Source organism: Rhizobium sp. 10N427, from assembly GCF_056394605.1.
The window spans coordinates 187,741-212,076 of sequence record NZ_JBFTID010000002.1; the positions used below are offsets into that span (position 1 = coordinate 187,741).

Sequence of the window (24,336 nt, forward strand, 5' to 3'; positions counted from 1 at the left end):
CCATGAGTATTCGCCCCGAGATACCGCAGGGCCTAGACAGCCCGTCCGACCAGCTCGTTTCCATCGATAGCGCTGTAAAGCGTTTCGGCGGCACCGTCGCTTTGAACGGGTTGTCGATCACGATCAAGCGAGGCGAGTCTCACGCCTTGATTGGACGCAACGGCGCAGGAAAGTCCACACTCGTTTCGGTCCTCACCGGTTTGAGGACCATCGATTCAGGAACCTTTCTGCTGAACGGCCAGGCCCCTCCAGCCTTGAGCGACCGTGTCGCTTGGGGCAAAGCGGTGGCCTGCGTTTACCAGCACCGAACCCTCGTCCCCGACCTCACGGTCGCGGAGAACCTGTATCTCGGGCGATACCAGGGTAAACAGATGATCTCGTGGCGCGGTCTTAACCGCGAGGCTGCGGCCGCGCTCGAGAGCTGGAACATCCCGATCCTGCCGACGACCCCGGTCAGAGACCTTGGCGTTGGCGAAGCCCAGATGGTCGAGATCGCGCGCGCGCTTAGCCAGGGATCGCGTTTCGTTATTCTGGACGAACCGACGGCTCAGCTTATCGCGAGCGAGATCGATCAGTTGATCTCCCGCGTGAACGAGTTGAGAGAAAAAGGTGTCACCTTCCTTTTCATCTCACACCATCTCGACGAGGTGCCTCGCGTCTGCGACGCAGTGACGGTGCTGCGCAACGGCCGGGACGTGATGCATGGGGACGCCCACAAACTGACAACGTCGCAGATCGTGTCGGCAATGGTCGGCGACGAAGCTACCGGCAAGGCGCTGACCGCGACCGAAAAGGTATCACGGCCTGCCCTCGCCCCCGACACTAAGGTTGTTCTGAAAGCTAATCTCAAACTCGACGCTTGCGAAGACGCCTTTGACCTATCGCTCAAGGAAGGGGAAGTTGTCGGGTTTGCCGGTCACAACGGTTCCGGCACTCGACAAATCGCGCTCGCGCTTGCTGGCCACTATTCGAAGTGGTCGGGCGAATTCGTGCTGAACGGGCAGAAGGTCCAGAAGCCTTGGACGCCGCCCAAGGCGGTAAAGAGTGGTGTCGCCCTTCTGCCGGAGGATCGCATCAAGACAGGATTGGTAGGCGGGATGTCCATTGAGGACAACATGACCATGCCGAGCCTGAAGGCATTCACGAAGGGCCTGCTCATTGACCGAAAGGCGCGCAGGCAGTTCGCCGAGGAAAACAAAAAAGACCTCGGCGTTGTTTGCCATACGGTCAAACAAGCCGTCGGCGAACTCAGCGGTGGCAACCAACAAAAGGTTCTTTTGGGCTCTGCTCTGAGCACGAACCCAAGTGTGTTGATCCTGTTGCATCCGACGGCCGGTGTCGACATCGCATCGAAGGCCACCATTCTCGATATTGTCGAGCAGAGACGCCGCCAGGGATTGGCGGTCATCCTTGTCAGCGACGAACCAGAAGAGCTCGCTTTCTGCGACCGTGTACAGGTTTGGGTTCGCGGCAAGAAAGTAGTCGAACGTGGCGGAATGAACGAGCAAGAGCTCGTGTCGGCCATGGAAGGCTTTGATACATCTGCGGAGGAAAAATGACCCACACCCCAACAACGAGCGCCGCCGGAACGAATGTCCGTTCCCGCCGCCTGCTCAGTGATCTCTTTCAACCTGAATGGGCAATCCTGCCCGTTCTTGTCGTGGTTATGATCGTCGGCACGCTGCTCAACAGTGCGTTCCTATCCTACGACAATTTCTACGGCGTCGTTCAGCAGGCGAGCGAGCTCGGCATCCTGACGATGGGGCTGACCTTGGTTCTAATCGCCGGCAAGTTCGACCTTTCCCTTGAATCCACATTCGGCCTAGCGCCGATGGTTGGCGTATACTGCCTTCTTGACGCTGGCGGTTCCGGCTTGAATATCGCCAACTCCCCCATTCTCGCATTGCTCGTCATTTTCGCCGTAGGCGGAGTGATCGGTGCGTTCAACGGCGTGCTGGTAATTTACCTGAGGTTCAACGCGTTCATCGCGACGCTTGCGACATTGATCCTGCTGCGTGGCATTAGCTTGGGCTTGACGAGGGGCGAGACGCTTTCGGACCTTCCGGTTCTTCTGACCTTCGCAGGTGACTCCACCGTGGCCGGCGTCCCTGTTTCATTCCTGGTCGCCCTCACCTTGCTTGCCATCCTGACCGTCTTCATGTCACGCCACCGCATTGGCCGCATGCTCTATGCCGTTGGCGGCAACCAGCAAGCGGCCCGGGTCGCAGGTATCCCTGTCGAGCGTGTCTTGATGGGCGTGTTCGTTGCTGCGGGTGTGCTTGCGGCCCTCGCAGGCCTGCTGCAGGCTGGTCGCATTGCTTCGATCCCGTCGTCCCTTGGCCAGAACCTCATTTTCAATGCTTTCGCAGCGGCGGTTCTTGGTGGCGTCAGCCTCAATGGCGGTCGTGGTACGATCGCTGGCGCGTGCGGAGGCGTTCTCCTGCTGGTTCTCATCCAGGATGTGCTGGTCCTGTCGCAGGTGCCTGCCTACTGGATCAACGCGACGACAGGCGGCATTATTCTCATTGCGCTGTACATCAGCAAACTGAGCGGAGCCGACAGGGGGAATTGATCTCTCTGCTCGACGAGCCAAGCTCAAAATGGCGGCCCAGACGGCCGCCATTTCCATTTCTGAGCCTACATTGGCCGCGCGACGATCCCGGCGTTATTCCACCGGGGCAACGCTGCCAACAAGGTCAATTCGGTCATATTTGAAATGGCGATGACGGTCGGTCAGATGTTGAAATTATCCTGGCGGGATCAACAACTCGTACCGCGCTTGCGCTCGGAGCCCGCAACCTATTTTACAACGCCAGGAGGATACCGTGAATCAGCAAACGACCGCGTCTGCCGTCGAGATCGATATCTCGCAAATCGAGAAAGACGTCTTCGACGTCAAGCAGACAATGCTCAATTACGTCTGGTCGCTGGATACCAGCGATTGGGAGCGTCTGAGAAAGGTCTTTTCCGATGACATCGTATTCCGGGCAAGCAACATGGGTCACTACGTCGGCGGTGATGCGCTGGTTCGCGAATTTCAAAACCGAACTGTTCGGACGCCGATCCGCAGGCATATGCTGGTATCTCCGTACGTGAAGGTCGACGGCGACACTGCGGTCTACACGTCCTACGTCATCAATGTGCGTGTCCGTCCCCAGGCTCCTGGCGGAGAATATCACTGGGGCAGCGGCTACTACAAGAACTCGTTCCGACGCAGGCAGGACGGCACGTGGGAAATGTATGACTTCAAATGGGAGCAGACCCTGCTGGAGGGAAACTTGATGCTTATCCCTGCCATGGGCCAGATGATTTACCTGCCCGTAATGGACGCCTACTCCCAAGCTCCCTGGGGCGGGCCTACCGCTGACGCAACCGAACGCGACGCTTTGTCGAACAGTCGACAAGTCGCGGACATGATGGTCGGCTTGACACGCGCGGCGGACGCCAGGAATACGCAGAATGTAGGCGCGGCGTTGGTGGACGGCGTCGAACTAGTCATCAATGGCGGAACCTTAAATGGGCGCGCCAAAGCCGCCGCAACTCTGTCCCAGCGCGATGCAAAAAGTTGGCAGAATACGCTCCTCACAAACTCCCGCGTTTCCGTCGTAGGCAACTCGGCACGATATGGAGCCTACTATTACATCAACCCGGCCGCGGACCCGGAGAAGCCAGCAAGACATTTCGGTGGTCTTCTGACGGCGGAACTCAGCCACTCTTCCGGCGGGTGGAAGGTGGCAAAGCTGACGTTCACCCAGATGTGGGACCGTGATGAGAAGGTTCTGGACGATCGCGCTGCTTCCGTCAAAGCGAGCGAGCTGGCACGCTGGGTGTTCGGTCTGGAGGACAGCCGAGAGCAGCAACGGGACGAAGAAGAGGTCATGGCTCTAATGTCCCGTTACACTTGGGCTTACGACACAAACGACATCGAGTTGATGCGAGACATCTTTCACGAGGACGTCGACAGTTCGTTCCATATGGGCGCGAGCAGGTGGAACATCGGCCGCGAGGCTATCCTCGAAATGAACAAGGCTGGGCGGCCGACTGTTCGCCACGCTCAGCACTACGTCTACAATCTCGACGTCAAAATCGGGTTCGACGGCGAGTCGGCATTCCTCCGTTGCTACTCGAATACGCGCCGCACCCACGACGATAGCGGCCTTATAGAAATGGCTGGAGGACACTACGTCATGCATGCCCGGCGGTATGACGGTAAATGGAAGTTCGACATGTTCCGGTACACCCGAGCTCACGACCCGCATCTTTGAAACTAATGAGGGTGCTCCGACTAAGTTGAAGCACCCTCTTTGCAATGCAACCAGCCGCGATGGTGATTCACCCGTCCTTGAGTCCTCCAGCGGAAAGACCGGCCACGATTTGCTTCTGGGCGACAATAGTCAGGATCAGGATCGGTAGCGTCACAAGCAGCGCCGACGCGGCGAGCGGCCCCCAGGACACCTGTTCGAAAGCGATCGAATTGTAGACGGCTGACGGAAGCGTCTTCGCATCCTTTCCGCCCAATACAACCGAGAAGATGAAATTGTTCCAGGAAAAGATCGAGGCCAAAATGCCCGCGATGACAATGCCTGGCCGCGCCAACGGGACGGCAACATAGAGAAAGCTCTGCCATGGCGAGCAACCATCGACCAATGCCGCATCCTCGAGATCACCGGAGAGCCCCTCGAAATAGCCGATCATGATCCAAACGATGATCGGGATCGTGATCACAAGATGAGCAACGATAAGCCCCGCCAAACTGCCTACCAAGCCGATCGACGAGAAAACTATGTAGAGCGGGATCAGATACGACAGCGCCGGCGTCATTCGAGCGACGAGTATGAGGACAGCCAACTTCGCCAACTTGGAGCGGGCAATCCCATAGCCGGCCGGCACACCGACGGCCAAACCGATTAAAACGGCTCCTCCAGTGACTATCAGCGAGTTGAGAAGGGAGCTGCCGAAATTGTTGTTCTCGAAGACGTACTGGAAATTGGCGAGTGTCGGCGGATTCGGGATGAACACAGGCGGGAACGCCATGTTGTTCACTTCGGTTTTGAGGGCCAACGACAACATCCAGAAGAAGAAGAACGCGGCGGGCGAAATGAAAACGGCGACAGCTCCCACGAACAAGGCTTTTCGCCCAACGAATGACATCGTCTTCTTTTTCATTTTGCGTTCCACCTTGTAGTCTTGCGGATGTAGAGAAGGCCAAGGGATATCGCGACAATAATGGCGAAGAAGACCACCACGATGGCCGATGCGTAGCCGATGTTGTAGAAGGCGAATGCCTGCATGTAGAGGAAAAGGTTGATGGTCTCGGAAGCGGTTCCCGGGCCTCCAGAACTGATCACGAAAATCGTATCGAACGCTTTAAGGGCATCGACGATCCTGATAACGGCTGCCACAAGAATGTAGGGCCATAGAAGCGGAAAGGTAATGTGTCGAAACGTATGGAAGGCGTTCGCCCCGTCGATGCGAGCGGCCTCGTAAGGCTCCTGCGGTAGGCTGGCGAGACCGCCCAATACAATGAGCATGACGAGCGGCGTCCATTGCCAAACTTCAACGAGCACCAAGGTCGGGATGACAGTGTTTGGGTTAAATACCCATGCCTGGGCTGGGATACCCATCTGGACAAGGAGATAGTTCAATACGCCGAGCTGGGGATGGAACATCATCGTCCATACCAAGGCGATCGCGACCGGCGTTGCCATCATCGGCATGATGAATATGGTCCGAAAAAGTCCCCTGAGAGGAAACTCCCTTTCGAAAATCAACGCGGCCGCGGTCCCCAGCACAATGGGGATAACTGTGGCAAGCGCTGTGAAGTAGAGGGTGTGCCACAGCGCCTGCTGGAAGCGCGGGTCCTTCGCGAGTAAACGGTAGTTCTCTACACCCGCGAACGCCCAGCTTTCTCCCACCTTCCAAGAGCTGACCGACATAGCCAGCGTGAAAAGCCACGGGAACACAATGATCGCCGAGATCAGGACCACGGCCGGCAGCGCAAAGACCCAATAGCGCTGTCGACGGTCGATCTCCTTGCGTTTTCGGACCGCTGTCGTTGCTGACAGGCCCGGATTTGTCACGGTAGCCATTTACTTCTCGCTCGCTTCGAGGATCGGCTGGAAGGCTTCGGTCGCCGTCTTGAGTTCAGCCTCGACGTCAGCTCCGTTGATCATGTTGCTCAGAGCAATGCCGAAGGTGTCTCGAAACTCCGTGACAGGAATGACGTCGGGAAGGCTGGGACGGCCGATCTCCACGCACTTCGCCATCGTGTCGAAATATTCTCTCGGGAGATCGGACCCCGATATCGTATTGGGGTCCTTGAACGCGGAAATGCGGGCGGCGGAGCCTGAGCCGTTTTGAAGAAGGCGCACCTGGTTTGCCTTGTTCGCGTACCACTGCAGGAAGAGCCAAGCGGCTTCGCGCTTTTTGGATTCGCGTGCGATGCCGATGGCGGCGGAAAACAGGCCGGAAGCCGCACCTTTCGGACCAGGTGGGATTGTCATGTACCCCACTTTCCCCGCGATCTTGGACGTCGTCTTCGATTCCAATGGTCGAGCCCAAGCTGTGGAATCCAGCCACATGGCAGCGAAGCCCTGCGAAAAAGTGGTTTGACACTCGTTGAAATTGAAGCCTGAAACCCCGACCGGACCGTAGTCTTTGAGCAGGGTCTGATAGAGCTTTGCCGCCGCAATAGCCTCGGGCGAAGTGGTGTTGAGCTTGCCGTCTGCGTCGACCGCCTGCTCGCCCCAGCCGAACATGAAGTTGGTCCAAACGGGAACATTTGCGTTCTTGAGACCTCGGGCGACGAACCCAGCCACGCCGTTCGAAGGATCATGCAGCGCCGCCGCTGCAGTGGCGATCTCCTCCATCGACTTGGGCAGTGGGACGTTCTTTTTCTCAAAGAGCTCTTTGTTGTAGTAGAGAAGGAAGTAGTCGAGCGTAAATGGCAGCGAATCCATCTGGCCGTCGCGCTGCGTCGAAGTCTGGATCGCGCCCGGAGCGAAGTCCGCAAAATCAAACTCTGGGGACGTCAACGCCGGATCGTTGATCATGGGCTTGAGGTCGGCAAACCATTTGCCTTTGGCTGCAAGCCGCTTCTGGACCATCAATGTTAGTTCGGAGACGTCGAACGTCGGATTCCCCGATCCGAACTCGATCACGAGCTTCTGACGATGCTGCTGCTCAGGGATAATTTCCGGAGACACTGTTATACCGGTCAGGTCCGTAAACTCGTTGAGGTTCGCGAGCAACAGATCGTTGGCCGGCTTCTTGATGAAAAGGCCGTCGATCTTCGTGCCGGAGTATTTCTTCCAGTCGAACGCTCCTTGCGCGCCCGCTGATCCGGCGTGTCCGATCCCTCCCGCCAACAGCGGAAGGCCAGCGATGCCTTTCAAGACGGTACGGCGACTGGTTGAATGAATGACCATTTCCATCCTCCTCGATGATTTTGATTTTGATCTGCGGATGCGATCCACCCGACAGAAGCTGCAACGCGTCTGCTAGAGCCTGCGCCCGGTGGACGGTTCAAACAGGTAGATTTGCGCCGGGTCGACACGCAGCTGCAAACGGGTGCCCGGCTTGTGAGCCCACTTCTGTCGGAACACGCCGGTGATATCCTGGCCCCCAACTCGAAAAAGCACGTGTGTTTCCGATCCGGTCGGTTCAACGACCACGACATCTGCCGGGAAGCCGTTGTCGGAGACTTCGAGATGTTCGGGGCGAATGCCGACCTTCACGACGCCTGCATCAGTTGCGGCACTTACTGGAAGCGGTAGGACTGCGTTGCCGGCTGCCAGCTGTACGGCCGGCCTGTCTCCCAATATGACCTCGCCATCGAGAACACTCATGGATGGCGATCCGATGAATGTCGCCACAAAGAGGTTCACTGGGTTCTCGTAGAGGTCGATTGGCGATCCAACCTGCTCGACACGACCGTCCCTCATAACCACAATTCGATCGGCCATTGTCATCGCTTCGATCTGATCGTGGGTCACGTAGACGGTGGTGACCCCCAGTTTTTGATGGAGTTCCTTGATCTCCGCACGCATCGCAACACGTAGTTTGGCATCGAGATTGCTCAAGGGCTCGTCGAACAGGAACACCTTGGGGTTACGAACGATCGCGCGGCCCATGGCCACGCGCTGGCGTTGGCCGCCGGACAGTTGACGTGGATAACGGTCGAGCATTTTCTCAAGGCCGAGAATTGCAGCCGCTCGCCGGACCTTTTCCTCCCGAGCCGGCTTGGGAAGGCCGCGGAGTTTGAGCGCGAACGACATGTTGTCGCCGACGGTCATATGCGGGTAGAGCGCGTAGCTCTGGAACACCATGGCGATATCGCGTTCCTTTGGCTCGAGATCGTTGACGACAGTGTTTCCGATGAAGATGTCGCCATCGCTGATGGCCTCCAGGCCGGCAATCATCCTCAAAAGCGTCGACTTGCCACAGCCGGAAGGCCCAACGAGAACGACAAATTCGCCGTCCTTAATGTCCAGTGAGACTTGGTGGAGCACCTTGAGCGCACCATAGCTTTTCTGAACATTCTGCAGCTCCAACTTGGCCATATTTTCCCCTCTCGAAAGCACGCTCTTGTCTCCATTCGACAGATCGTCGCAACACTGAAAGACCGAGCGCTCCCGAAACCAGAGACGATCGGTCTCTCTGTTTCGTTTTCTAATTTACGTTGGAAAAATCCTGCCGACGGCCTCGAACCAAGTCGACCCGAACAATGTCCAAACTGAACAACTGCTATTTTGCCGGTACAAGTGGGCAACGTTAGACAGTTTGGCAGCAATCAAGACTGGGCACGACGAACGCCGCATCCGGAGATAGGACCTTCAATGCTCTACCTTGCGATCTGCAGAGACAGACCCGACGCCCTGCCACTTAGACTGGAGACGCGACCCAAACATCTTGAGTTCCTGGAGAATCTGAAAGCGAAGGGTATCGTGAAGATGGCGGGTCCCTATCTCGACGACGACGGGAAGCCCTGCGGCACAGTCGCCGTCTATGATCTCCGGTCGAAACAGGAGGCCGAGAAGCTTTCTTCTGCCGACCCCTACTCTATCGCGGGCCTTTTCGAGACCGTCGAAATACGGCCGTACAACTGGGTTATCAACAGACCGGACTGACCGTCACGCTCACGGGATGCTCCGTGTCGATCGACAAGACTCGCATGGAGGCATCGATGATCACCGACATTCCCTTTGTTCCGGACATTGGTTTTCAGCCGGAAGTAACCCCATTCTTTGACGCTCATAGCCACACTTTCAGCTACGTCGTGCAAGACCCAGGATCAACGCGCTGCGCCGTCTTCGATTGCGTTCTCGATATCGACTACGCGGCCGGCAGACTTGGCTATGCAGGTGCAGACGCGATCATCCGGCATATCGAGCGTGAGAAATTGACAGTCGATTGGCTGGTCGAAACCCATGTTCACGCGGATCACCTTTCAGCCGCGCCGTACCTAAGAGACCGCGTCGGAGGCATGCTCGGGATCGGGGCCAAGATTCTCGTTGTACAAGATTACTTCGGGAAGGTGTTCAACGAGGGCACGGACTTCCAACGAGACGGTTCCCAGTTCGACAGGCTCTTCGTGGACGGTGATCGGTACGAGATAGGCGGGATGACGGCGCGAGTATTGGAAACACCCGGACATACGCCTGCATGCACGAGCCATGTCGTCGGCGACTCGGTTTTTGTCGGCGATACGCTCTTCATGCCGGACGCCGGTACCGCACGGGCAGATTTTCCAGGAGGCGACGCCAGAACACTCTATCGGTCCATCCGCCGCCTGCTTACTCTCCCCGAAGAAATGCGTATCTTCGTATGTCACGATTATGGGCCAAACGGCCGGGAAGTGACGCACCAGACGACCGTGGGCGCGGAGTTGCGCGACAACATTCATGTGGGTACTGCATCCAGCGAGGACGAATTTGTGGCATGGCGAAACCAACGGGATTCGACGCTGCCGATGCCTCAGCTGATTATTCCATCACTCCAGGTTAACATGAAGGGTGGGAACCTACCCGAGCCACAGGGCAATGGTCGGCGTTTTTTCAAGGTTCCGATCGACGGTCTATAGGTTTGGATGCCAACGGGCTGTGCTGTTTTGGTTCTACAAGCCCTCACTCAAAGGAGATCGCCTGTGTCTCAGCCCATATTGTTTACCCCGTTTCACGTCGGTGGCCTGGAGCTGGAAAACCGGATCGTAATCGCTCCGATGTGCCAGTACTCCGCCGTCGACGGCTGCATGACTGACTGGCATCTGATTCACTTGGGACAACTCGCCCTGTCCGGGGCTGCGCTACTCACGATTGAGGCGACAGCCGTCACACCGGAAGGTCGGATTTCGTACGCGGACGTCGGCCTCTACGACGACGCCACAGAAAAGGCGATGGATTCGACAGTCTCTTCAATTCGGAAATGGTCGAAGATACCGATAGCCATTCAGCTCGCCCATGCAGGACGGAAGGCGTCAACCGAGAAGCCGTGGCTTGGCGAGGCCCAAATTACGCCGGATCGCCCGAACGGTTGGCAGACAGTCGCTCCGTCAGCCCTACCCATGTATTCAAGCTATCTGCCACCGTTGGCTCTCGATCGCCAGGATATGGCGAGCGTACGTGAGGCCTTTGCCTCCGCGGCCCGTCGAGCGGACCGTATCGGCATAGACGCGTTCCAGATTCATGCTGCGCATGGATACCTACTGCACGAATTCCTGTCGCCACATTCGAACCACCGAACAGACGAATACGGCGGCCCGATCGAGAATCGCATGCGTTTTCCACTCGAGGTATTCGAGACTGTTCGCGAAGCTGTTTCGCCTAGCAAACCGGTGACGGTCCGCTTATCGGCATCTGACTGGGTCGCCGGCGGTTGGAACCTCGAGCAAACCATCCAATTCAGCCGACGGCTCGAGGAGATTGGTTGTGCCGCAATTCACGTTTCCAGTGGTGGCCTTCATCCTGATCAAAAAATCCCGGTTGGACCCAACTATCAGGTTCCCCTCGCCCGGGCGATCAAGCAATCGGTCGCAATGCCAGTTGTTGCAGTCGGCATGATCACCGAGCCCACGCAGGCTGAAGCAATCGTCGCAACCGGGGATGCTGACTTTGTCGCGATCGCCAGAGCGGCGTTATACGATCCGCGATGGCCGTGGCACGCCGCGGCAGCGCTCGGCGCACAAGTGACCGCGCCTCCTCAGTACTTCCGTTGCCAGCCTCCACAGCACAAGGCGCTCTTCAAGAGCTAAGCGACCACTTCGCTGGCAGCTCCGGATCGGAGAAACGCCTCGAACTCCTTTGCAGCGGCCGTCAGGTGACGCTCCTTGTGTCGGAGAAGCGTAAATTCACGCGGAGGGAGATCAAAATCCAACCTGCGCAATTGTCCATTCTCGAGGAACGGCGCAACGATCGATTCCGAGAGCGCGGTGATGCAGTTTCCGCCTCGCACCGCCGCGAGCAGCGCCTCGTTAGATGGCAACGTCAATGAGACCTTGAGGCTTTCCGGGTCGATGTCCATATCACGGAGACCTCGTTCAAGCATATCCCGCGTACCTGAGCCACGCTCTCGCATGACCCAGCAAATTTCTCTGAGTTCGGACGCCTTGCACTTTCCGGGACTGCCACCCGCCGCGACAATGACAAGCTTGTCGGTTGCGACGGTAACGGTGAATAAAGCGGGTCGATCAATGGTTCCTTCTATGAAGCCGAGATCAGCATCGCCATCAGTCACGCCGTCGGCAACCGTGGTGGTGTTGCCTATTTGAAGATTCACCTGAATACCCGGGTAGGTCCGAGCAAAGGCCAGCAAACGGGATGGAAGCCAATGGTTTGAAATCGTCTGGCTGGCCTGGATGTCCAAGACTCCGGTGCTGAGATTCCCTAGTTCGTTCAGAACGGCTTCGGTGGCTTTAACCTTCGCTAATGTTTCCTTGGCCTCTCGTAGAAGGACCCTCCCTTCGCGGGTGAGCTTGATGCCACGACCGACGCGATCAAACAGCGTGACGCGGTAGAAATTCTCTAGGGCCTTTATGGATGCACTGACTGCAGAAGGCGTCAGACCGATAGCCGCCGCGCCTTGCGTGAGGTGCTCACGCTCCGCAACGGCGACGAAAATGTACAACTGTTCAAACGTCATAGGGAATGTTCGGTCCAGCCGAATAGAATGTCAACTATTATCCGATGGAGAATAATGAAAGAGAACAATAGCCTGAGATAGTCAAACTATTTGGAGGCTTCATGTTGTCCGGGTGCAAATTCTTAGCATATGTTCCCGGCATCTCTGCATCAGCAGCAGTCACGGTGCTTGCATATGGAGCAGTCTGGCTGGAGACCGTCGTTTTCCATGACGTTCTCCTGGATGGCCTGGTCTTCGCCATTGTTTTTGGCACCCTGTTTCATACGTTTGCGGGCCTCCCAGATACGTTTCGGGCGGGTGTTGCGTTTTCGAGCAAGTATCTCCTGGAGCTTGCCATTGTCCTTTTGGGAGCGTCGGTCAGTGTTCGCACGGTAGCGGAAGCAGGTTTGCCGATGCTGGCCGTCGTCGCCGTAACGGTCCTAGTGTCACTGATCATCAGTTACAGCATCTGTCGGCTGCTCGGTCTTCGCGATCAGTTGGCCACGCTGGTCGCATGTGGAAACTCTATATGTGGAAATTCCGCCATCGTCGCGGCGGCTCCTGTGATCGGAGCGAAGTCCGACGATGTCGCGGCCTCGATCGCCTTCACCGCTGCGCTGGGCATTGTCGTCGTTCTCCTCCTTCCCCCCGTGTTCGCGCTCACGCACCTAAGTGAGTGGCAGTACGGCATACTGGCCGGAATGACCGTCTACGCGGTTCCGCAGGTTCTTGCAGCAACGGCACCTGTCGGCGTGGTGAGCGTGCAGATAGGCACTCTCGTCAAGCTGATCAGGGTGCTTATGCTGGGACCCGTTGTGCTTCTGCTGCGGCTGAAGCAAGGAGCCGGCGAGCACCGTCGCCCCTCGGCGCTGACCCTTATTCCGTGGTTCATCGTTGGCTTCTTCGCAATGATGCTCGTGCGGACGGCAGGACTGCTACCACCCTCCGCTGTCGAAGCAGCGAAAGAAGGATCGACTATCCTCACCATCGTATCGATGGCCGCCTTGGGACTTTCCGTGAACATGCGCACGGTTTTCGCCTCCGGCGGGAGGGTTCTTCTGGCCGGCGTGCTTTCAATCATCGCACTTGCGTGCCTGAGTCTCGTCGGACTCGCGATCCTTCATGTCAGCTAAGGTTTGCCGTCGGGCGGTCATCGATCGATACCCATTGCCCGCGCAGCTATCTCGAAGCTTCGACAACGCGCGTCCACGTCGTAGATACGGGCGTCTATCATAAGCTCATCCGCGCCTGTGATGTCGGCAAACTGGCGCAACCAATTACCCACCTGCTCCTCCGTCCCGGCAACCGAGCAGGCTAGCTCTTGGTCGAGGCCATAACGGCGCTCCTGGGACAGAGTTTCGAGGTATCCTTCGACCGGTCTCGGTAGCAAACCCGGTCGTCCGGCATGTAAGTTCGCAACCCATTGCTGGTGCGAACTGGCAAGATATAAAGCTTCGTCCTCGCTTTCAGCTGCGAAAACGCAGACGCCGGCGATCAGATAGGGTTCAGCCAACCTCTCTGACGGGCTAAAATTCTCACGGTAAAGCTCGATCGCCTTCATCAAATGGCGAGGGGCAAAATGCGACGCGAAGGCGAACGGCAGGCCGAGTTGTCCTGCGAGCTGAGCTCCATAGAAGCTGGAGCCTAGAATCCAGACGGGCACGTCATGCCGCCCGGGCAAGGCGCGCGCCGGCTGTCTCGAATTATCTTCCAGATAGTCGAGGACGGCGATCACGTCATCCGCGAACTCTCTTCCATGAGCGTGACCTCGAAGGGCTTGGATCGTAGCGGCATTCGCACCCGGCGCTCTGCCTACACCGAGATCAATGCGGCCGGGATAGATTTCTTGAAGGGTCCCGAACTGCTCCGCGACGACGAGCGCAGTATGGTTGGGAAGCATCATTCCACCAGAGCCAACCTTGATGGTCGACGTGCCGGCCGCGACATGTGAGATGATTAGGGTCGTCGCTGCGGACCCGATACCTGGCATGTTATGGTGCTCGGCGATCCAGTATCGGCTATATCCGGCACGCTCCGCACACTGAGCGTACTTCACGGTATCATTCAGCGAGTCCGCGAGACTTCGTCCCTCGCCTATCATAATCAAATCCAAAACAGACAGCGCAACCACTCTCGAGCAAGCCTCCAGTTGGTAATTGGCCCGATCCGAACCGGCAACGGCTTCATCGGATCGACATCCAGGACGCGGGCCATTATCTCGCGCCGGCAACCCCAGGCGACACTCGATGTCTAACTAATATCCGGCATGACAGACGAAAAGCCCAAGCAGCGCGTCTGTGTGTAGCGCGCAGGTCTACCTCGCCGCCATCGCGGCAGCCCTATCCAAGCCGTCCAGCTGCGGCGACCTCGATCAGGCGATCAACAACATGCCTAATCTTAGGACTGAGATGCGACGTCTCCGGCCAAAGCGCGTGGACGTCGACGCGACAATTGGACTGCTCCGCGAGGAGCTGCACTAGCTCGCCTCTTTCGATATGGGGTCCGACAATCGAACTTGGGAGTTGGCAAATGCCAAAGCCTGCCACCGCGCTTTGGAGGATGGCGTCTCCGTCCCCAAGTTCATAGGTGGGCGGAGGTTGAAACCGATACTTTTCGCCGTTCACCATCAGCTGCCAGTTAAGAGGGCGTCCGCGGCGATAGCCTACAATGCAGCTGTGGTTCATGAGGTCTTCGGCTGTTTCTGGCTCGCCTCGGACCTTGAGGTAAGACGGTGCCGCGCATGTCATGAGCGTCTGCGTCGAGAGCTTTCGCGCGATCATCCCGTCCGAATTCGTCAAATCGCCAAAGCGGATGACAAGGTCAATCCCTTCAGCAATGGGATCGATGACGTGGTCGGTAAAGGTAAGCTTCAATTGAAGGTGGGGATAAGGACGAGCGATCTCTAGGAGGATCGGCAACATTATCTGGCGACCGAAAGACACCGGCATGTCGATGTGGAGCCGTCCAGTAAGATTGCGGCGGCTTGTGGTCAGGGCGGCTTCCACGCCTAGAATTTCGTCCAGAGCATGCGCACAGGTCGCAAAGTAGCTCTCCCCGTCCGGCGTGAGAGCCATGCGTCGAGTTGTCCGATTGATCAATTGCATGCCAAGACGGTCTTCCAGCCGGGCAATGCTTTTTCCCACCGCCGACTTGCTCACGCCCAGTTTCACCGCAGCCGCGGAAAATGTCCCGGCTTTCGCGGCGGCAACGAAAGCGACGACGGAGCTTAGGTGATCAAATTCAGACATGAGAGACCTTCTGGTAGAGCCAAAGGAAACAATACCGGGGTTCTAGCCCTTATATCCGAACTCTAGCAAGACAAGCGCGGTCTCGCGTCAACAACGCGCGAAGGCGTGAGGCATTTGACCTCACGCCTTCGAACATTGCCTGCGGCAGTGAAATCCGAAATTACAGGACGAGGAATCCGCCGTCGATCACGAGTTCCGTGCCGGTGATGTAGCTTGCCTCGTCGGAGGCGAGGAACACGACGCCGTAAGCGACTTCTTCGACTGTTCCAATGCGGCCCAGCGGAATCTGCTCCATCTTGTCCTTGAAGGCGACTTCCGAAGGAACCACAGGCTTGTTATCCTTCTGAAGCATTCGCGGCATGAACCCAGGATGCACCGAATTCACGCGGATATTGTCCTTGCCGTACATTGCCGCGCACTGCTTCGTGTAATTCCAGACCGCGCCCTTCGACACGCCGTATACCGGATTGTTGACCGCGTCGCCCGACAAGGATGCGATCGACGCGATATTGACGATCGAACCCTTCCCCACCTTCCTCATTTCCTTCACGGCCAGCTTGGTGCCGATGAAGACGCTTGTCATGTTGATTTTCATGACATGGTTCCAGTCGTCGACGCTTTCGAAGTCGTAATCGCGCGCACCGATCCCTGCGTTGTTGACGAGAATGTCCAGCCTCCCGAATTTCTGGGTCGTCTTGGAGATAGCCCGCACCCAATCATCTTCGTTCGAGACGTCGACGCGTTCGAAGATCGCCGTGCCGCCCTCACGCTCAACGCGATCCAGGACCGGCTGGGCCAAGTCCTCTCGTACGTCGAGGACGCACACTTTCGCGCCCTCCTTGGCAAACATGGCCACCTCGGCAGCGCCCATACCGTTGGCTCCGCCCGAAATGATCGCGACCTTGCCGTTCAGCCTTCCAGTCATTCACCGTCTCCAATTCTTCCAGAACCAAGTAGAGGTCGTATCCATCAAGCTGCAAAGTTCGACGAAGCACCAGATTCCAAATGATCATTTTGGCCATGCCGATGTCGGACCCGGAAAAAGGCCATTTTGAACATTTGCAAACTTCAGTCACCGGCCTGATCGACCAAGATGGTGGCAATCGCAACGCGCTTCATCAGGCGCATCGAACACTTGGAATGGTTATGCCGATGTCTCTTCAGGATTTTCCCTCACTCGTTTCGGTGGACTGGCTGTCAGCAAATCTTGGCCGCAGCGATTTGGTTGTGGTCGACGGCTCGTTCAAGCTACCCGGCGCGACGCCGATAGCTGAAGAAGACTTCGAGAGCCGGCATATTCAAGGGGCCGTCTTCTTCGACGTGGACCGTGTCGCAGACCACGACAGTTCCCTTCCTCACATGCTGCCCGACGAAAATCGCTTCGCAGCCTCTATGGAAGACCTGGGAATTTCCAACGAGACTTTCGTGGTCGTCTACGACACCGTCGGGCTTATGTCGGCAGGACGGGTTTGGTGGATGCTTCGCGCCTTCGGCCATCAACGAGTGGCTGTTCTGAACGGCGGGCTGCGGAGTTGGCTTGCGGACGGGCATCCAGTTACCGGCCAATACGAGCAGCCGCACCGGGGCACCTACACCGCCCGCCTGCGAAAGGAACTCGTGGCTAACCGCGGCCAGCTGATGAAAAACCTCACCTCGAGAAAACGGCAGGTGTTCGACGCCCGATCCGCGCCGCGCTTCAACGGACGCGAGCCCGAGCCGAGGCAGGGACTTCGCTCGGGTCATATTCCGGGAAGCTACAACGTGCCCTTCAACGAACTGACCGACTCTGCCACCGGCAAGGTCAAGTCGGTGCAGGCGCTCAGAGATATATTTGACATTCGGCAGATTGACTGGCAGCAGCCGACCGTGGCGACTTGCGGCTCTGGAGTGACCGCCTGCGCGATCGCTTTCGCCCTTCATCTCTGTGGCAAGGACGATGTAGCAGTTTACGATGGTGCTTGGGCCGAGTGGGGTATGCCCGGCTTGACGCCCGTTGAAGCACGCGGGTGACGCGATGTCCGTAAAAACGTTCGTCGAGCGCCTCGCTGCAATCCTACCGAAAGACAGAGTCCTTACTGATCGATTTTCTCGTACCATCTTCGGCGCGGACGCTAGCCCCTATCAGCTTCTGCCTGAGGCAGTCGTAATCGTGGATAACGAGGCTGAGGTTGCCGATCTGTGCAAAGTGGCGAGCAACACCGGGACGGCCATCACATTCCGTGCCGCCGGTACGAGCCTCTCAGGCCAGGCTGTAACGGATTCCGTTCTGGTCAAACTCAGCGCGACCGGCTGGCGCAAGTTCGAACAGCGAGACGGCGGGCATGCCGTATGCGTCGGCCCCGGCCTCGTGGGCGGGCATGTCAACGCTCGCCTGGCCGCTTCGAACCGAAAGATTGGCCCCGACCCGGCGTCTCTCGCCACAGCCATGATGGGCGGGATTGCGGCCAACAATTCGAGCGGCATGTGTTGCGGGACAGCCTTCAACACCTATCAGACGCTTCGTTCCCTCCGGGTGGTGCTCGCCGACGGTAGTACACTCGACACGGGGAGCGATGAGAGCCGAGCGGCGTTCACCCAAAGCCATTCATCGCTCCTGACAGAGCTTTCCAAACTAGCGGCAGAAGTCCGGTCCGATCCGGGCTTGGTCTCGATGATCAAGCATAAGTACGCGATCAAGAACACGATCGGGTACCAGCTCAATGCCTTCGTCGACTTCGATGATCCCTATGACATACTCGCGCATCTGATGGTGGGATCGGAGGGAACTCTCGGCTTCATCAGCGAACTTACGTTGGATACCGTCGAAGACCCTCCGAACAAGTCCGCCGCGCTGGTGTTCTACGCTGACATGGACGCAGCCTGCTCCGCGGCGACGGCCCTCAAAACCAGTCCGGTTTCAGCCGTCGAATTCATGGATTATCCATCCCTGCTCTCGGTAAAGGGCAGACCCGGCGTCCCGGCTGAAATCGACCAGCTCCCGGTCGGCACTTCCGCCCTTCTCGTTGACGTCCGCGGGGCGACCGTCGCGGCGCTTGAAGCTAATGTGAGTTCGGTGATGTCCGTACTCGGTGAGTACCGGCCGACGTACCCGGTCCGGTTCGCCAGTGACCGAACGACATATGAGAAGCACTGGAACGTGCGCAAGGGACTGCTCCCCGCCGTTGGCGGAGAACGACCGGCAGGAACCACCGTGATCGTCGAGGACGTCGCGGTGCCTCTGGACAAGCTTGCGCTTGCGGCGACTGACCTTCGCCGACTCTTCGACAGGCTCGGATACTCGACTGCCGTCATTTTCGGCCATGCCCTTGATGGTAACCTCCATATCGTTTTTCCGCAGGGTTTCGATTCAGAGGCCGAGGTCGCCCGTTATGCGGAACTGGTCGACACCATGGCCGCTTTGGTCATTGAACGCTATCAGGGATCGCTGAAGGCCGAGCATGGCACCGGCCGTGCAATGGCTCCTTTCGTGGAATTGGAATGGGGTGCGACTGCATACGCTCTGATGAAGCGTATCAAATCGACGTTCGATCCCCACGGAGTTTTGAACCCCAACGTCATAATCTCCCAGGATGCCGAGATACACCTCAAGCACATGAAGCAACTGCCGCCGACCGACCCCCTGATCGACAAATGCATCGAATGCGGCTTTTGCGAACCGGTTTGCCCATCGCGGGCGCTTACTACGACGCCGCGGCAGCGGATCGTCGCAACCCGTGCCTTGAGTGCGGAACAGCACACCGACCCAGCTTTTTCTAAAAGCTATCGATATAGCGCGATCGACACCTGCGCGGGCGACGGTCTATGCGCCGGAAGATGTCCAGTTGGCATCGACACCGGAGCAATGATGAGGCAGAAGCGAGAAGAGCGTCACGGTCGCCTTGGACGCCGAAGCGCTGCGGTGATCGAGAACCATATCGGGGCGGCATCGTCCGTCGCGCGATTGGCCCTCGGCACAGCTTGTGGCACCCGCGACATTATTGGCGACACCGCGATGCGCGGCATTTCGGAGGGGCTGAGGTCCGTAACCGGAGGCCGCACTCCTCGTTGGACCAAGTTCATGCCTCGCGCCGGGGCAAAGCCGCACAATTCCCAGGCTGGCGACGAGAGGCCTCGGGTCGTGCTCTTTACAAGCTGCGTTAGTTCCGTGATGGGTCCGGCTCGTGCGGCTCCCGACGAACGACCGCTCTGGAGCTGCATGGAATCCCTGCTCTCCAAGGCTGGCTACGACCCGGTTATTCTAACCGCAGCGGACAGCGCGTGCTGTGGCATGCCTTTCAAGAGCAAGGGCTTTCCTGCTCAGGCCCAATCAAGCATGGAGACGCTTGAGGCCACTCTACTGAAAGCGAGCCGCGGCGGCATCGATCCGGTTATTTGCGATACCAGTCCCTGTACCCAGCAGATGTTGAGCAGCCTCAAAGGTAGCATCACGGTGATCGACGTCGTCGAGGCCCTGGCAACGCTTGTCGTGCCACGGGTCGAGATCGCACGAAAGGCTTCGTCTGTGGCGCTCCACATCACCTGTAGCTCACGAAAGATGGGGCACGCGTCGATGTTGCAGCACCTTGCGGCAGCCTGCGCAGACCGCGTTACGGTGCCCCAGGAAATTGAGTGCTGCGGTTTCGCGGGTGACAAAGGCTTCAATGTACCGGAACTGAACGCGAGCGCGCTCCGAACCCTGCGATCCCAGCTTCCGGCAGATTGTAGCGTTGGGTACTCGTCCAGCCGCACGTGCGAAATCGGTCTGTCGACGCATTCCGACCGCCACTACCAGTCGATCGCCTATCTGCTCGACTGGTGCACTGAGGCAATCGCTCCTCAGGACTACGCCTCCCAAGCACCTGCGATCGCTTCCATAAGCTAGTTCGAGAAACGACCATGATCGAGACGATTTCGGCGGTGCTGTCAGGCACCGCGGTGGGGTTCATTCTTGGAATGTTGGGTGGTGGCGGTTCGATACTTGCCACGCCTCTCCTGCTGTATGTCGTCGGAATGCCTCCGCACACGGCGATTGGCACGGGAGCCTTTGCCGTCTCGGCGAGTGCCTACATAAATCTAGTAAATCACGCGAAGAAAGGGCATGTGATATGGAGGTGTGCGCTACCCTTCTCCGTGGTCGGCGTCCTCGGCGCATTCGTCGGTTCGACAATTGGAAAGAACGTCGACAGCACTGCCCTGCTCTTCTTGTTTGGGCTCATGATGTTTGCCATCGGCCTATTGATGCTTCGGCCCACGAGACTGAGGAAGCCCCCACTCGCCGCGGGCAGTGACAACCTCCCCGCCATCGTCGGCCTCGCCTTCCTAGCGGGCCTCGCGTCGGGTTTCTTCGGGATTGGCGGCGGTTTTCTTGTTGTGCCGGGAATGATTTATGCGACCGGAATGCCGATGATAAACGCCGTGGGATCATCGCTATTGGCTGTTGGCTCGTTCGGCGTCGCGACCGCTATCAACTACTCGCTCTCGGGGCTGGTTGACTGGTCGGTTGGCTTGAAGTTCGTTGCGGGAGGCATTGTCGGTGGCACTCTTGGTATGGCTCTTGGGACTCACCTCGCGTCGAACAAGGACACGCTCAAGCGATGCTTTGCGTATCTGATCTTCGCGGTCGCGCTGTACGTTCTCTATCGCAGCGGACTTGATCTCTTGTGAACACAAGAGAGCATTTGAGCCCGAGATGCCAAGACCTCGGGCTCCTTTGGACTTAGCCCTTATTGTAGAAGCCGTTGGACGTCAGAAGCTGTTCAGCTTCATTCGTCGCGGTTGCCATCGCTTCCTTGGCCTTCATTTCGTCCGTCATGACTTGCGCCAACCGTCGCGTCACGATTTCCGCCACCGGATAGAAATAAGGCATTGCCGGGAAGAATTTGCCGATCGGGGCGGCCTTCGCCGCAGCTTGGAGATAGGGATACTTGTTATTCAATTCCTCATCCTTGAGCAGGTCGGGCCGCGGCGGCACGACGTTCGCGGTGTTCGCCCTCTGGACGTCGAGCTTTGCGGACTCGAGAATTACGCGGAACAGCATATCCGGGTCTTTCTTCGTGAACTTCGAGATCGCGTACCCCGAAATGCTCATACGCTGGCCGCCTTGGGCCGGGGCTGCGAATCCGAATTGACCCACGAACCGGGATTTCTTTGGATCGTCGACTGCGGCAGCTCGGGTCGCCCACATGTTCCCCATAGCCGCAAACCCCTGATAGAGGGCAAGCGAACCTTCGTCCCCGCCGGCGGACAGGAAGCCTCGCTGCGCCAACTTTCCCATCTCGCGCATGAATTCCACCGACTTGACGCCCTTGTCACTGGCAACCGACGGCTTCCAGTCCTTGTCGAACCACCCGTCACCGAGAACGTTCAGATAGTAGTTCATCTCGCTCGCGCACTGATCGCCAACGCGGCACATCATGGTTGTACCCGCGGCCAAACCCGAGGCCTTGAGAGCCTGAGCGTTCTTCATGAACTCCTCAATCGTTTCCGCCGGCTTCAGGCCGGCCTTCTCGTAGAGGTCCTTCCGATAGAACAGGAGATGCGTGTTGAACTCGTTCGGCACCTGATAAAGTTTGCCGTCGACCATGCATCCTTTGAGAAAACTTTGGTCGATACCGTCGAGGGCGTACTCGTCTTTATATTTGGCCCAGAGTTCGTCCATCGGCATCAGCCAGTCGTTCCGGACATAATTGACCAGGTTTGTGTCGTTGCTCGCGATGATGTCGAAGTTCGACGACTTCGAAGAGAAGTTGATGTTGATCAGCTCCTGCAGCTTGTCGGAGGGCATCATCTGCGTGCTGAGTTCGACGCCCGGTACCTTGCTCATCGCGTTCGCGTAGAACTCCGTCGCTGGATAGCGGATCAAAAGAGCCTGAATCGGGTCGGCCGCGTTCACCGTCCGCGACGAAAGCGAGATGAAGGGGGCCGCGAGCATGGTGGTTCCCGTGAAGCGAAGAAGGTCTCGGCGGCTAAGTGTGTTGCTCATCAATGAATCCTCCCTGGATTGGCAACGACTTCTCGGTCGGCCAGCGGCGAAAGGCCCACGCGCTTGCATGTCTTTCCACGGCGAGCTCGACCGATCCCGCCATGCTGACCTGTGTTGGGGAACACCGCGATTACAATGAAGTTCAAAACGAACATGAGCGCGCTTGAGAAATTCCGGCCTTGAAAGACAATTGCGGACGATCGGACGGCAGCCGCTTGAAACGCAATGAAATGTCATATGTTTTCAGTTGCTTGCATTGGTTTCTTCCGCGGCATCCGTCTGATCAGACTGCCGAAAGAAGGATTTTTCCGCGTGGCGGGAAGGTCTTTCCCCGGGTAGGCACTAAACATTTGGAACCCGAAGCGGTTTTGTGGACGCGTATAACTCGACAACACAGGGGTGCTGCCGCCAGCCGCCAAAGGCAAAGACTTCAGAAATTGACAGGTTTCGGGGAGTGAAGCCTGCTTCACGATCATCGGAGGAAAGAATGCAGCTCAAACTAAAAGCTTTGGCGTTTGCGGTCAGCCTTATGACCTTGGGCGGCACGCAGGTGGCGCTTGCCGGCACGCTCGACGATATCAAAGCCCGCGGGTCACTGATTTGCGGAACGGAGGGTACGAACCCTCGGTTCACGCTCCAGAACCCTATGACCCGCAAGATCGAGGGTTACGAACCGGCGCTCTGCGCCAAGGTGGCCGACGCCCTCGGGGTCAAGATCGACTACAAGCTTGTATCGTCCGAGGCGCGTATTCCGGAACTCAAGGATGGCCGTGTAGATATTCTGGCTTCCCTCATCACATACACCGCCCAGCGGGCGGAGCAGATTGCTTACAGCAACACTTACTTCGCACAACCTTTCCAGATCGCAGTGCGCACCGACGCCGGCATCAAGGATTTCTCAGGCTTGGAAACCGCGCGTATCGCGAACGTGAAGGGGTCCCTCCTCGAGCCGATCATGGCGAAGCGTTTCCCCAAAGCTCAGCAGATGTCGTTCGATGACGCCAATCAGCAGTTCCTCGCCCTCCAGCAGGGTAACGTGGTCGCAATGGCGTCCAATGTGTACATCCTCCGGACCTTTCAGATGAAAGTCGGCGAGAGCACAATGACGATCCTGCCGGAGGCCCTGTTTACGGCAAAGGTTGGTTTCGCCGTGAGGAAGAACGATCCCCAATGGGTGGCCTTTCTCAACAAGGTGCTGGGGGACCTTGAGGCGTCAGGTGAAGCTGAGAAGCTCTATGAGCAATACTTCGGCGACATGGGCCTGAAGCGCAGCTTCAAGGTCGGAGACCCGATCACAAACTGACGGAGGCAGAGATGCTCGGAGATTTCGACCTCGGCGCGGTGCTGACCCAACACTATCTCCAGATGTTCTGGACCGGGGTCTACCTGACATTCTCGCTTTTCGTTGTGAGCTGGATATGCTCATTCGCGCTCGGTGCGCTGCTCGCCGTCCTGGCGAGCAGCGACAACAAGGCCATCGAAACAGTGGTCGCAGCCTATGTCGCCTATCATCGAAACGTGCCGATACTCGTCCAGTTGATGCTTTGGTATTTCGGCCTTCAGCAATTGATGCCATTCGCGGCGAAAGACATCGTCAATCGGCTCGGAGCGGAGTTCTGTTTTTCCGTAATCGCCCTGTCCCTGTGCTCTGCAGCCTACATTTCCGAGAACCTTCGCAGCGGACTCCGGGCAATCCCCAAGACGCAATATGAGGCTGCCCGGGCAATGGGCTTCACCAGATTGCAGGCCATGCGCTGGGCGATAGTCCCGCAAGCGTGGCGTCTTGCCCTTCCCTCGTTGATCAACGATACCCTCGGCTTGTTCAAGGGGACCAGTATCGCAGCGGTCATCGGCGTAGGCGAGCTGACATACCAGACCCGCCAGATCGAGAGCGAGACTTTCCGGGTTTTCGAAGTCTTCACGGTCGCGTCTATCGTTTACTTCGCCGTGACAATTCCGCTGATGCTCGCTGGCAACGTCGCGTCCAAACGAACCGCAATCTACGGGAAGTGA

Annotated in this window: 21 protein-coding genes; 12 read left to right on the forward strand and 9 right to left on the reverse strand. The window is 57.7% G+C overall.

Features of this window, described 5'->3' with window-relative positions:
* Positions 1 to 2 precede the first annotated feature (2 nt).
* From AC1DIJ_RS05430 to AC1DIJ_RS05440, 3 genes are all read left to right on the forward strand, one after another.
* The gene (locus AC1DIJ_RS05430) at positions 3 to 1,559 is read left to right on the forward strand and encodes a sugar ABC transporter ATP-binding protein (protein WP_113236496.1); all 1,557 of its coding nucleotides are present in this window, start codon (positions 3 to 5) and stop codon (positions 1,557 to 1,559) included.
* Positions 1,556 to 2,572, forward strand: coding sequence for an ABC transporter permease (locus tag AC1DIJ_RS05435; protein ID WP_477831272.1), 1,017 nt, complete (start codon positions 1,556 to 1,558; stop codon positions 2,570 to 2,572). Before AC1DIJ_RS05430 ends, AC1DIJ_RS05435 begins: the two co-directional genes overlap by 4 nt.
* A gap of 253 nt (positions 2,573 to 2,825) precedes the next feature.
* Positions 2,826 to 4,265 carry a nuclear transport factor 2 family protein gene (locus AC1DIJ_RS05440; RefSeq protein WP_477831273.1) on the forward strand — a complete coding sequence of 480 codons (1,440 nt, stop codon included), beginning with the start codon at positions 2,826 to 2,828 and terminating at the stop codon, positions 4,263 to 4,265.
* A 67-nt stretch (positions 4,266 to 4,332) separates the two neighbouring features.
* Here the strand turns inward: AC1DIJ_RS05440 and AC1DIJ_RS05445 are convergent, their stop codons facing one another.
* From AC1DIJ_RS05445 to AC1DIJ_RS05460, 4 genes are all read right to left on the reverse strand, one after another.
* Complete coding sequence (locus AC1DIJ_RS05445) at positions 4,333 to 5,166, reverse strand: carbohydrate ABC transporter permease (protein WP_477831274.1); 834 nt, start codon at positions 5,164 to 5,166, stop codon at positions 4,333 to 4,335.
* A complete protein-coding gene (locus AC1DIJ_RS05450) occupies positions 5,163 to 6,089 on the reverse strand; it encodes a carbohydrate ABC transporter permease (RefSeq protein ID WP_477831275.1) in 927 nt (308 codons plus the stop codon). Before AC1DIJ_RS05450 ends, AC1DIJ_RS05445 begins: the two co-directional genes overlap by 4 nt.
* Positions 6,090 to 7,427 (reverse strand): ABC transporter substrate-binding protein, encoded by a 1,338-nt coding sequence (locus AC1DIJ_RS05455; RefSeq protein ID WP_477831276.1) that lies wholly within the window; start codon positions 7,425 to 7,427, stop codon positions 6,090 to 6,092.
* A gap of 72 nt (positions 7,428 to 7,499) precedes the next feature.
* Positions 7,500 to 8,561 carry an ABC transporter ATP-binding protein gene (locus tag AC1DIJ_RS05460; protein WP_477831277.1) on the reverse strand — a complete coding sequence of 354 codons (1,062 nt, stop codon included), beginning with the start codon at positions 8,559 to 8,561 and terminating at the stop codon, positions 7,500 to 7,502.
* A 276-nt stretch (positions 8,562 to 8,837) separates the two neighbouring features.
* Between AC1DIJ_RS05460 and AC1DIJ_RS05465 the strand changes: the two genes are divergently transcribed.
* The 3 genes from AC1DIJ_RS05465 to AC1DIJ_RS05475 all read left to right on the forward strand — a co-directional run bounded on the left by AC1DIJ_RS05465 (position 8,838) and on the right by AC1DIJ_RS05475 (position 11,248).
* Positions 8,838 to 9,128 (forward strand): YciI family protein, encoded by a 291-nt coding sequence (locus AC1DIJ_RS05465; protein ID WP_477831278.1) that lies wholly within the window; start codon positions 8,838 to 8,840, stop codon positions 9,126 to 9,128.
* Between the two features lie 56 nt (positions 9,129 to 9,184).
* Entirely contained in the window at positions 9,185 to 10,081 is an 897-nt protein-coding gene (locus tag AC1DIJ_RS05470; protein WP_477831279.1) for an MBL fold metallo-hydrolase, read from the forward strand.
* 63 nt (positions 10,082 to 10,144) lie between these two features.
* Positions 10,145 to 11,248, forward strand: a complete 1,104-nt coding sequence (locus AC1DIJ_RS05475) for an NADH:flavin oxidoreductase/NADH oxidase (protein WP_477831280.1) — start codon at positions 10,145 to 10,147, stop codon at positions 11,246 to 11,248.
* On the opposite strand, the gene AC1DIJ_RS05480 is transcribed toward AC1DIJ_RS05475, so the two are convergent.
* Entirely contained in the window at positions 11,245 to 12,135 is an 891-nt protein-coding gene (locus AC1DIJ_RS05480) for a LysR family transcriptional regulator (RefSeq protein ID WP_113236487.1), read from the reverse strand. The genes AC1DIJ_RS05475 and AC1DIJ_RS05480 overlap by 4 nt on opposite strands.
* Positions 12,136 to 12,236: 101 nt before the next feature.
* Here AC1DIJ_RS05480 and AC1DIJ_RS05485 point away from each other — a divergent pair, with 101 nt between their 5' ends.
* Positions 12,237 to 13,247 carry a YeiH family protein gene (locus AC1DIJ_RS05485; RefSeq protein ID WP_477831281.1) on the forward strand — a complete coding sequence of 337 codons (1,011 nt, stop codon included), beginning with the start codon at positions 12,237 to 12,239 and terminating at the stop codon, positions 13,245 to 13,247.
* A gap of 17 nt (positions 13,248 to 13,264) precedes the next feature.
* Here the strand turns inward: AC1DIJ_RS05485 and AC1DIJ_RS05490 are convergent, their stop codons facing one another.
* From AC1DIJ_RS05490 to AC1DIJ_RS05500, 3 genes are all read right to left on the reverse strand, one after another.
* On the reverse strand, positions 13,265 to 14,245 hold the full coding sequence (locus AC1DIJ_RS05490; protein ID WP_477831282.1) for an LLM class flavin-dependent oxidoreductase: 981 nt from the start codon (positions 14,243 to 14,245) through the stop codon (positions 13,265 to 13,267).
* Between the two features lie 208 nt (positions 14,246 to 14,453).
* Positions 14,454 to 15,362: a LysR family transcriptional regulator gene (locus tag AC1DIJ_RS05495; RefSeq protein ID WP_477831283.1), complete on the reverse strand. Its 909-nt coding sequence runs from the start codon at positions 15,360 to 15,362 to the stop codon at positions 14,454 to 14,456.
* A 160-nt stretch (positions 15,363 to 15,522) separates the two neighbouring features.
* Positions 15,523 to 16,287 (reverse strand): SDR family NAD(P)-dependent oxidoreductase, encoded by a 765-nt coding sequence (locus AC1DIJ_RS05500; protein WP_477831284.1) that lies wholly within the window; start codon positions 16,285 to 16,287, stop codon positions 15,523 to 15,525.
* A gap of 80 nt (positions 16,288 to 16,367) precedes the next feature.
* Here AC1DIJ_RS05500 and sseA point away from each other — a divergent pair, with 80 nt between their 5' ends.
* The 3 genes from sseA to AC1DIJ_RS05515 are packed head-to-tail and all read left to right on the forward strand — an operon-like array spanning position 16,368 to position 21,005.
* Entirely contained in the window at positions 16,368 to 17,372 is a 1,005-nt protein-coding gene (sseA, locus tag AC1DIJ_RS05505) for a 3-mercaptopyruvate sulfurtransferase (RefSeq protein WP_477831285.1), read from the forward strand.
* A gap of 4 nt (positions 17,373 to 17,376) precedes the next feature.
* Positions 17,377 to 20,223, forward strand: a complete 2,847-nt coding sequence (locus AC1DIJ_RS05510; protein WP_477831286.1) for an FAD-binding and (Fe-S)-binding domain-containing protein — start codon at positions 17,377 to 17,379, stop codon at positions 20,221 to 20,223.
* 14 nt (positions 20,224 to 20,237) lie between these two features.
* Entirely contained in the window at positions 20,238 to 21,005 is a 768-nt protein-coding gene (locus AC1DIJ_RS05515; RefSeq protein WP_477831287.1) for a sulfite exporter TauE/SafE family protein, read from the forward strand.
* A gap of 52 nt (positions 21,006 to 21,057) precedes the next feature.
* Here the strand turns inward: AC1DIJ_RS05515 and AC1DIJ_RS05520 are convergent, their stop codons facing one another.
* Positions 21,058 to 22,323, reverse strand: coding sequence for an extracellular solute-binding protein (locus AC1DIJ_RS05520; RefSeq protein WP_477831288.1), 1,266 nt, complete (start codon positions 22,321 to 22,323; stop codon positions 21,058 to 21,060).
* 487 nt (positions 22,324 to 22,810) lie between these two features.
* Here AC1DIJ_RS05520 and AC1DIJ_RS05525 point away from each other — a divergent pair, with 487 nt between their 5' ends.
* Complete coding sequence (locus tag AC1DIJ_RS05525) at positions 22,811 to 23,626, forward strand: transporter substrate-binding domain-containing protein (RefSeq protein ID WP_477831289.1); 816 nt, start codon at positions 22,811 to 22,813, stop codon at positions 23,624 to 23,626.
* Positions 23,627 to 23,637: 11 nt separating this feature from the next.
* On the forward strand, positions 23,638 to 24,336 hold the full coding sequence (locus AC1DIJ_RS05530) for an amino acid ABC transporter permease (protein ID WP_477831290.1): 699 nt from the start codon (positions 23,638 to 23,640) through the stop codon (positions 24,334 to 24,336).

Coding starts and splice junctions, on each gene's coding strand:
- AC1DIJ_RS05465 (WP_477831278.1), top strand. CDS start 8,838: ATGCTCTACCTTGCGATCTGCAGAGACAGACCCGACGCCCTGCCACTT.
- AC1DIJ_RS05470 (WP_477831279.1), top strand. CDS start 9,185: ATGATCACCGACATTCCCTTTGTTCCGGACATTGGTTTTCAGCCGGAA.
- sseA (WP_477831285.1), top strand. CDS start 16,368: ATGATCATTTTGGCCATGCCGATGTCGGACCCGGAAAAAGGCCATTTT.
- AC1DIJ_RS05515 (WP_477831287.1), top strand. CDS start 20,238: ATGATCGAGACGATTTCGGCGGTGCTGTCAGGCACCGCGGTGGGGTTC.
- AC1DIJ_RS05485 (WP_477831281.1), top strand. CDS start 12,237: ATGTTGTCCGGGTGCAAATTCTTAGCATATGTTCCCGGCATCTCTGCA.
- AC1DIJ_RS05435 (WP_477831272.1), top strand. CDS start 1,556: ATGACCCACACCCCAACAACGAGCGCCGCCGGAACGAATGTCCGTTCC.
- AC1DIJ_RS05480 (WP_113236487.1), bottom strand. CDS start 12,135: ATGACGTTTGAACAGTTGTACATTTTCGTCGCCGTTGCGGAGCGTGAG.
- AC1DIJ_RS05455 (WP_477831276.1), bottom strand. CDS start 7,427: ATGGTCATTCATTCAACCAGTCGCCGTACCGTCTTGAAAGGCATCGCT.
- AC1DIJ_RS05520 (WP_477831288.1), bottom strand. CDS start 22,323: ATGAGCAACACACTTAGCCGCCGAGACCTTCTTCGCTTCACGGGAACC.
- AC1DIJ_RS05430 (WP_113236496.1), top strand. CDS start 3: ATGAGTATTCGCCCCGAGATACCGCAGGGCCTAGACAGCCCGTCCGAC.
- AC1DIJ_RS05500 (WP_477831284.1), bottom strand. CDS start 16,287: ATGACTGGAAGGCTGAACGGCAAGGTCGCGATCATTTCGGGCGGAGCC.
- AC1DIJ_RS05450 (WP_477831275.1), bottom strand. CDS start 6,089: ATGGCTACCGTGACAAATCCGGGCCTGTCAGCAACGACAGCGGTCCGA.
- AC1DIJ_RS05510 (WP_477831286.1), top strand. CDS start 17,377: ATGTCCGTAAAAACGTTCGTCGAGCGCCTCGCTGCAATCCTACCGAAA.
- AC1DIJ_RS05445 (WP_477831274.1), bottom strand. CDS start 5,166: ATGAAAAAGAAGACGATGTCATTCGTTGGGCGAAAAGCCTTGTTCGTG.
- AC1DIJ_RS05495 (WP_477831283.1), bottom strand. CDS start 15,362: ATGTCTGAATTTGATCACCTAAGCTCCGTCGTCGCTTTCGTTGCCGCC.
- AC1DIJ_RS05525 (WP_477831289.1), top strand. CDS start 22,811: ATGCAGCTCAAACTAAAAGCTTTGGCGTTTGCGGTCAGCCTTATGACC.
- AC1DIJ_RS05460 (WP_477831277.1), bottom strand. CDS start 8,561: ATGGCCAAGTTGGAGCTGCAGAATGTTCAGAAAAGCTATGGTGCGCTC.
- AC1DIJ_RS05530 (WP_477831290.1), top strand. CDS start 23,638: ATGCTCGGAGATTTCGACCTCGGCGCGGTGCTGACCCAACACTATCTC.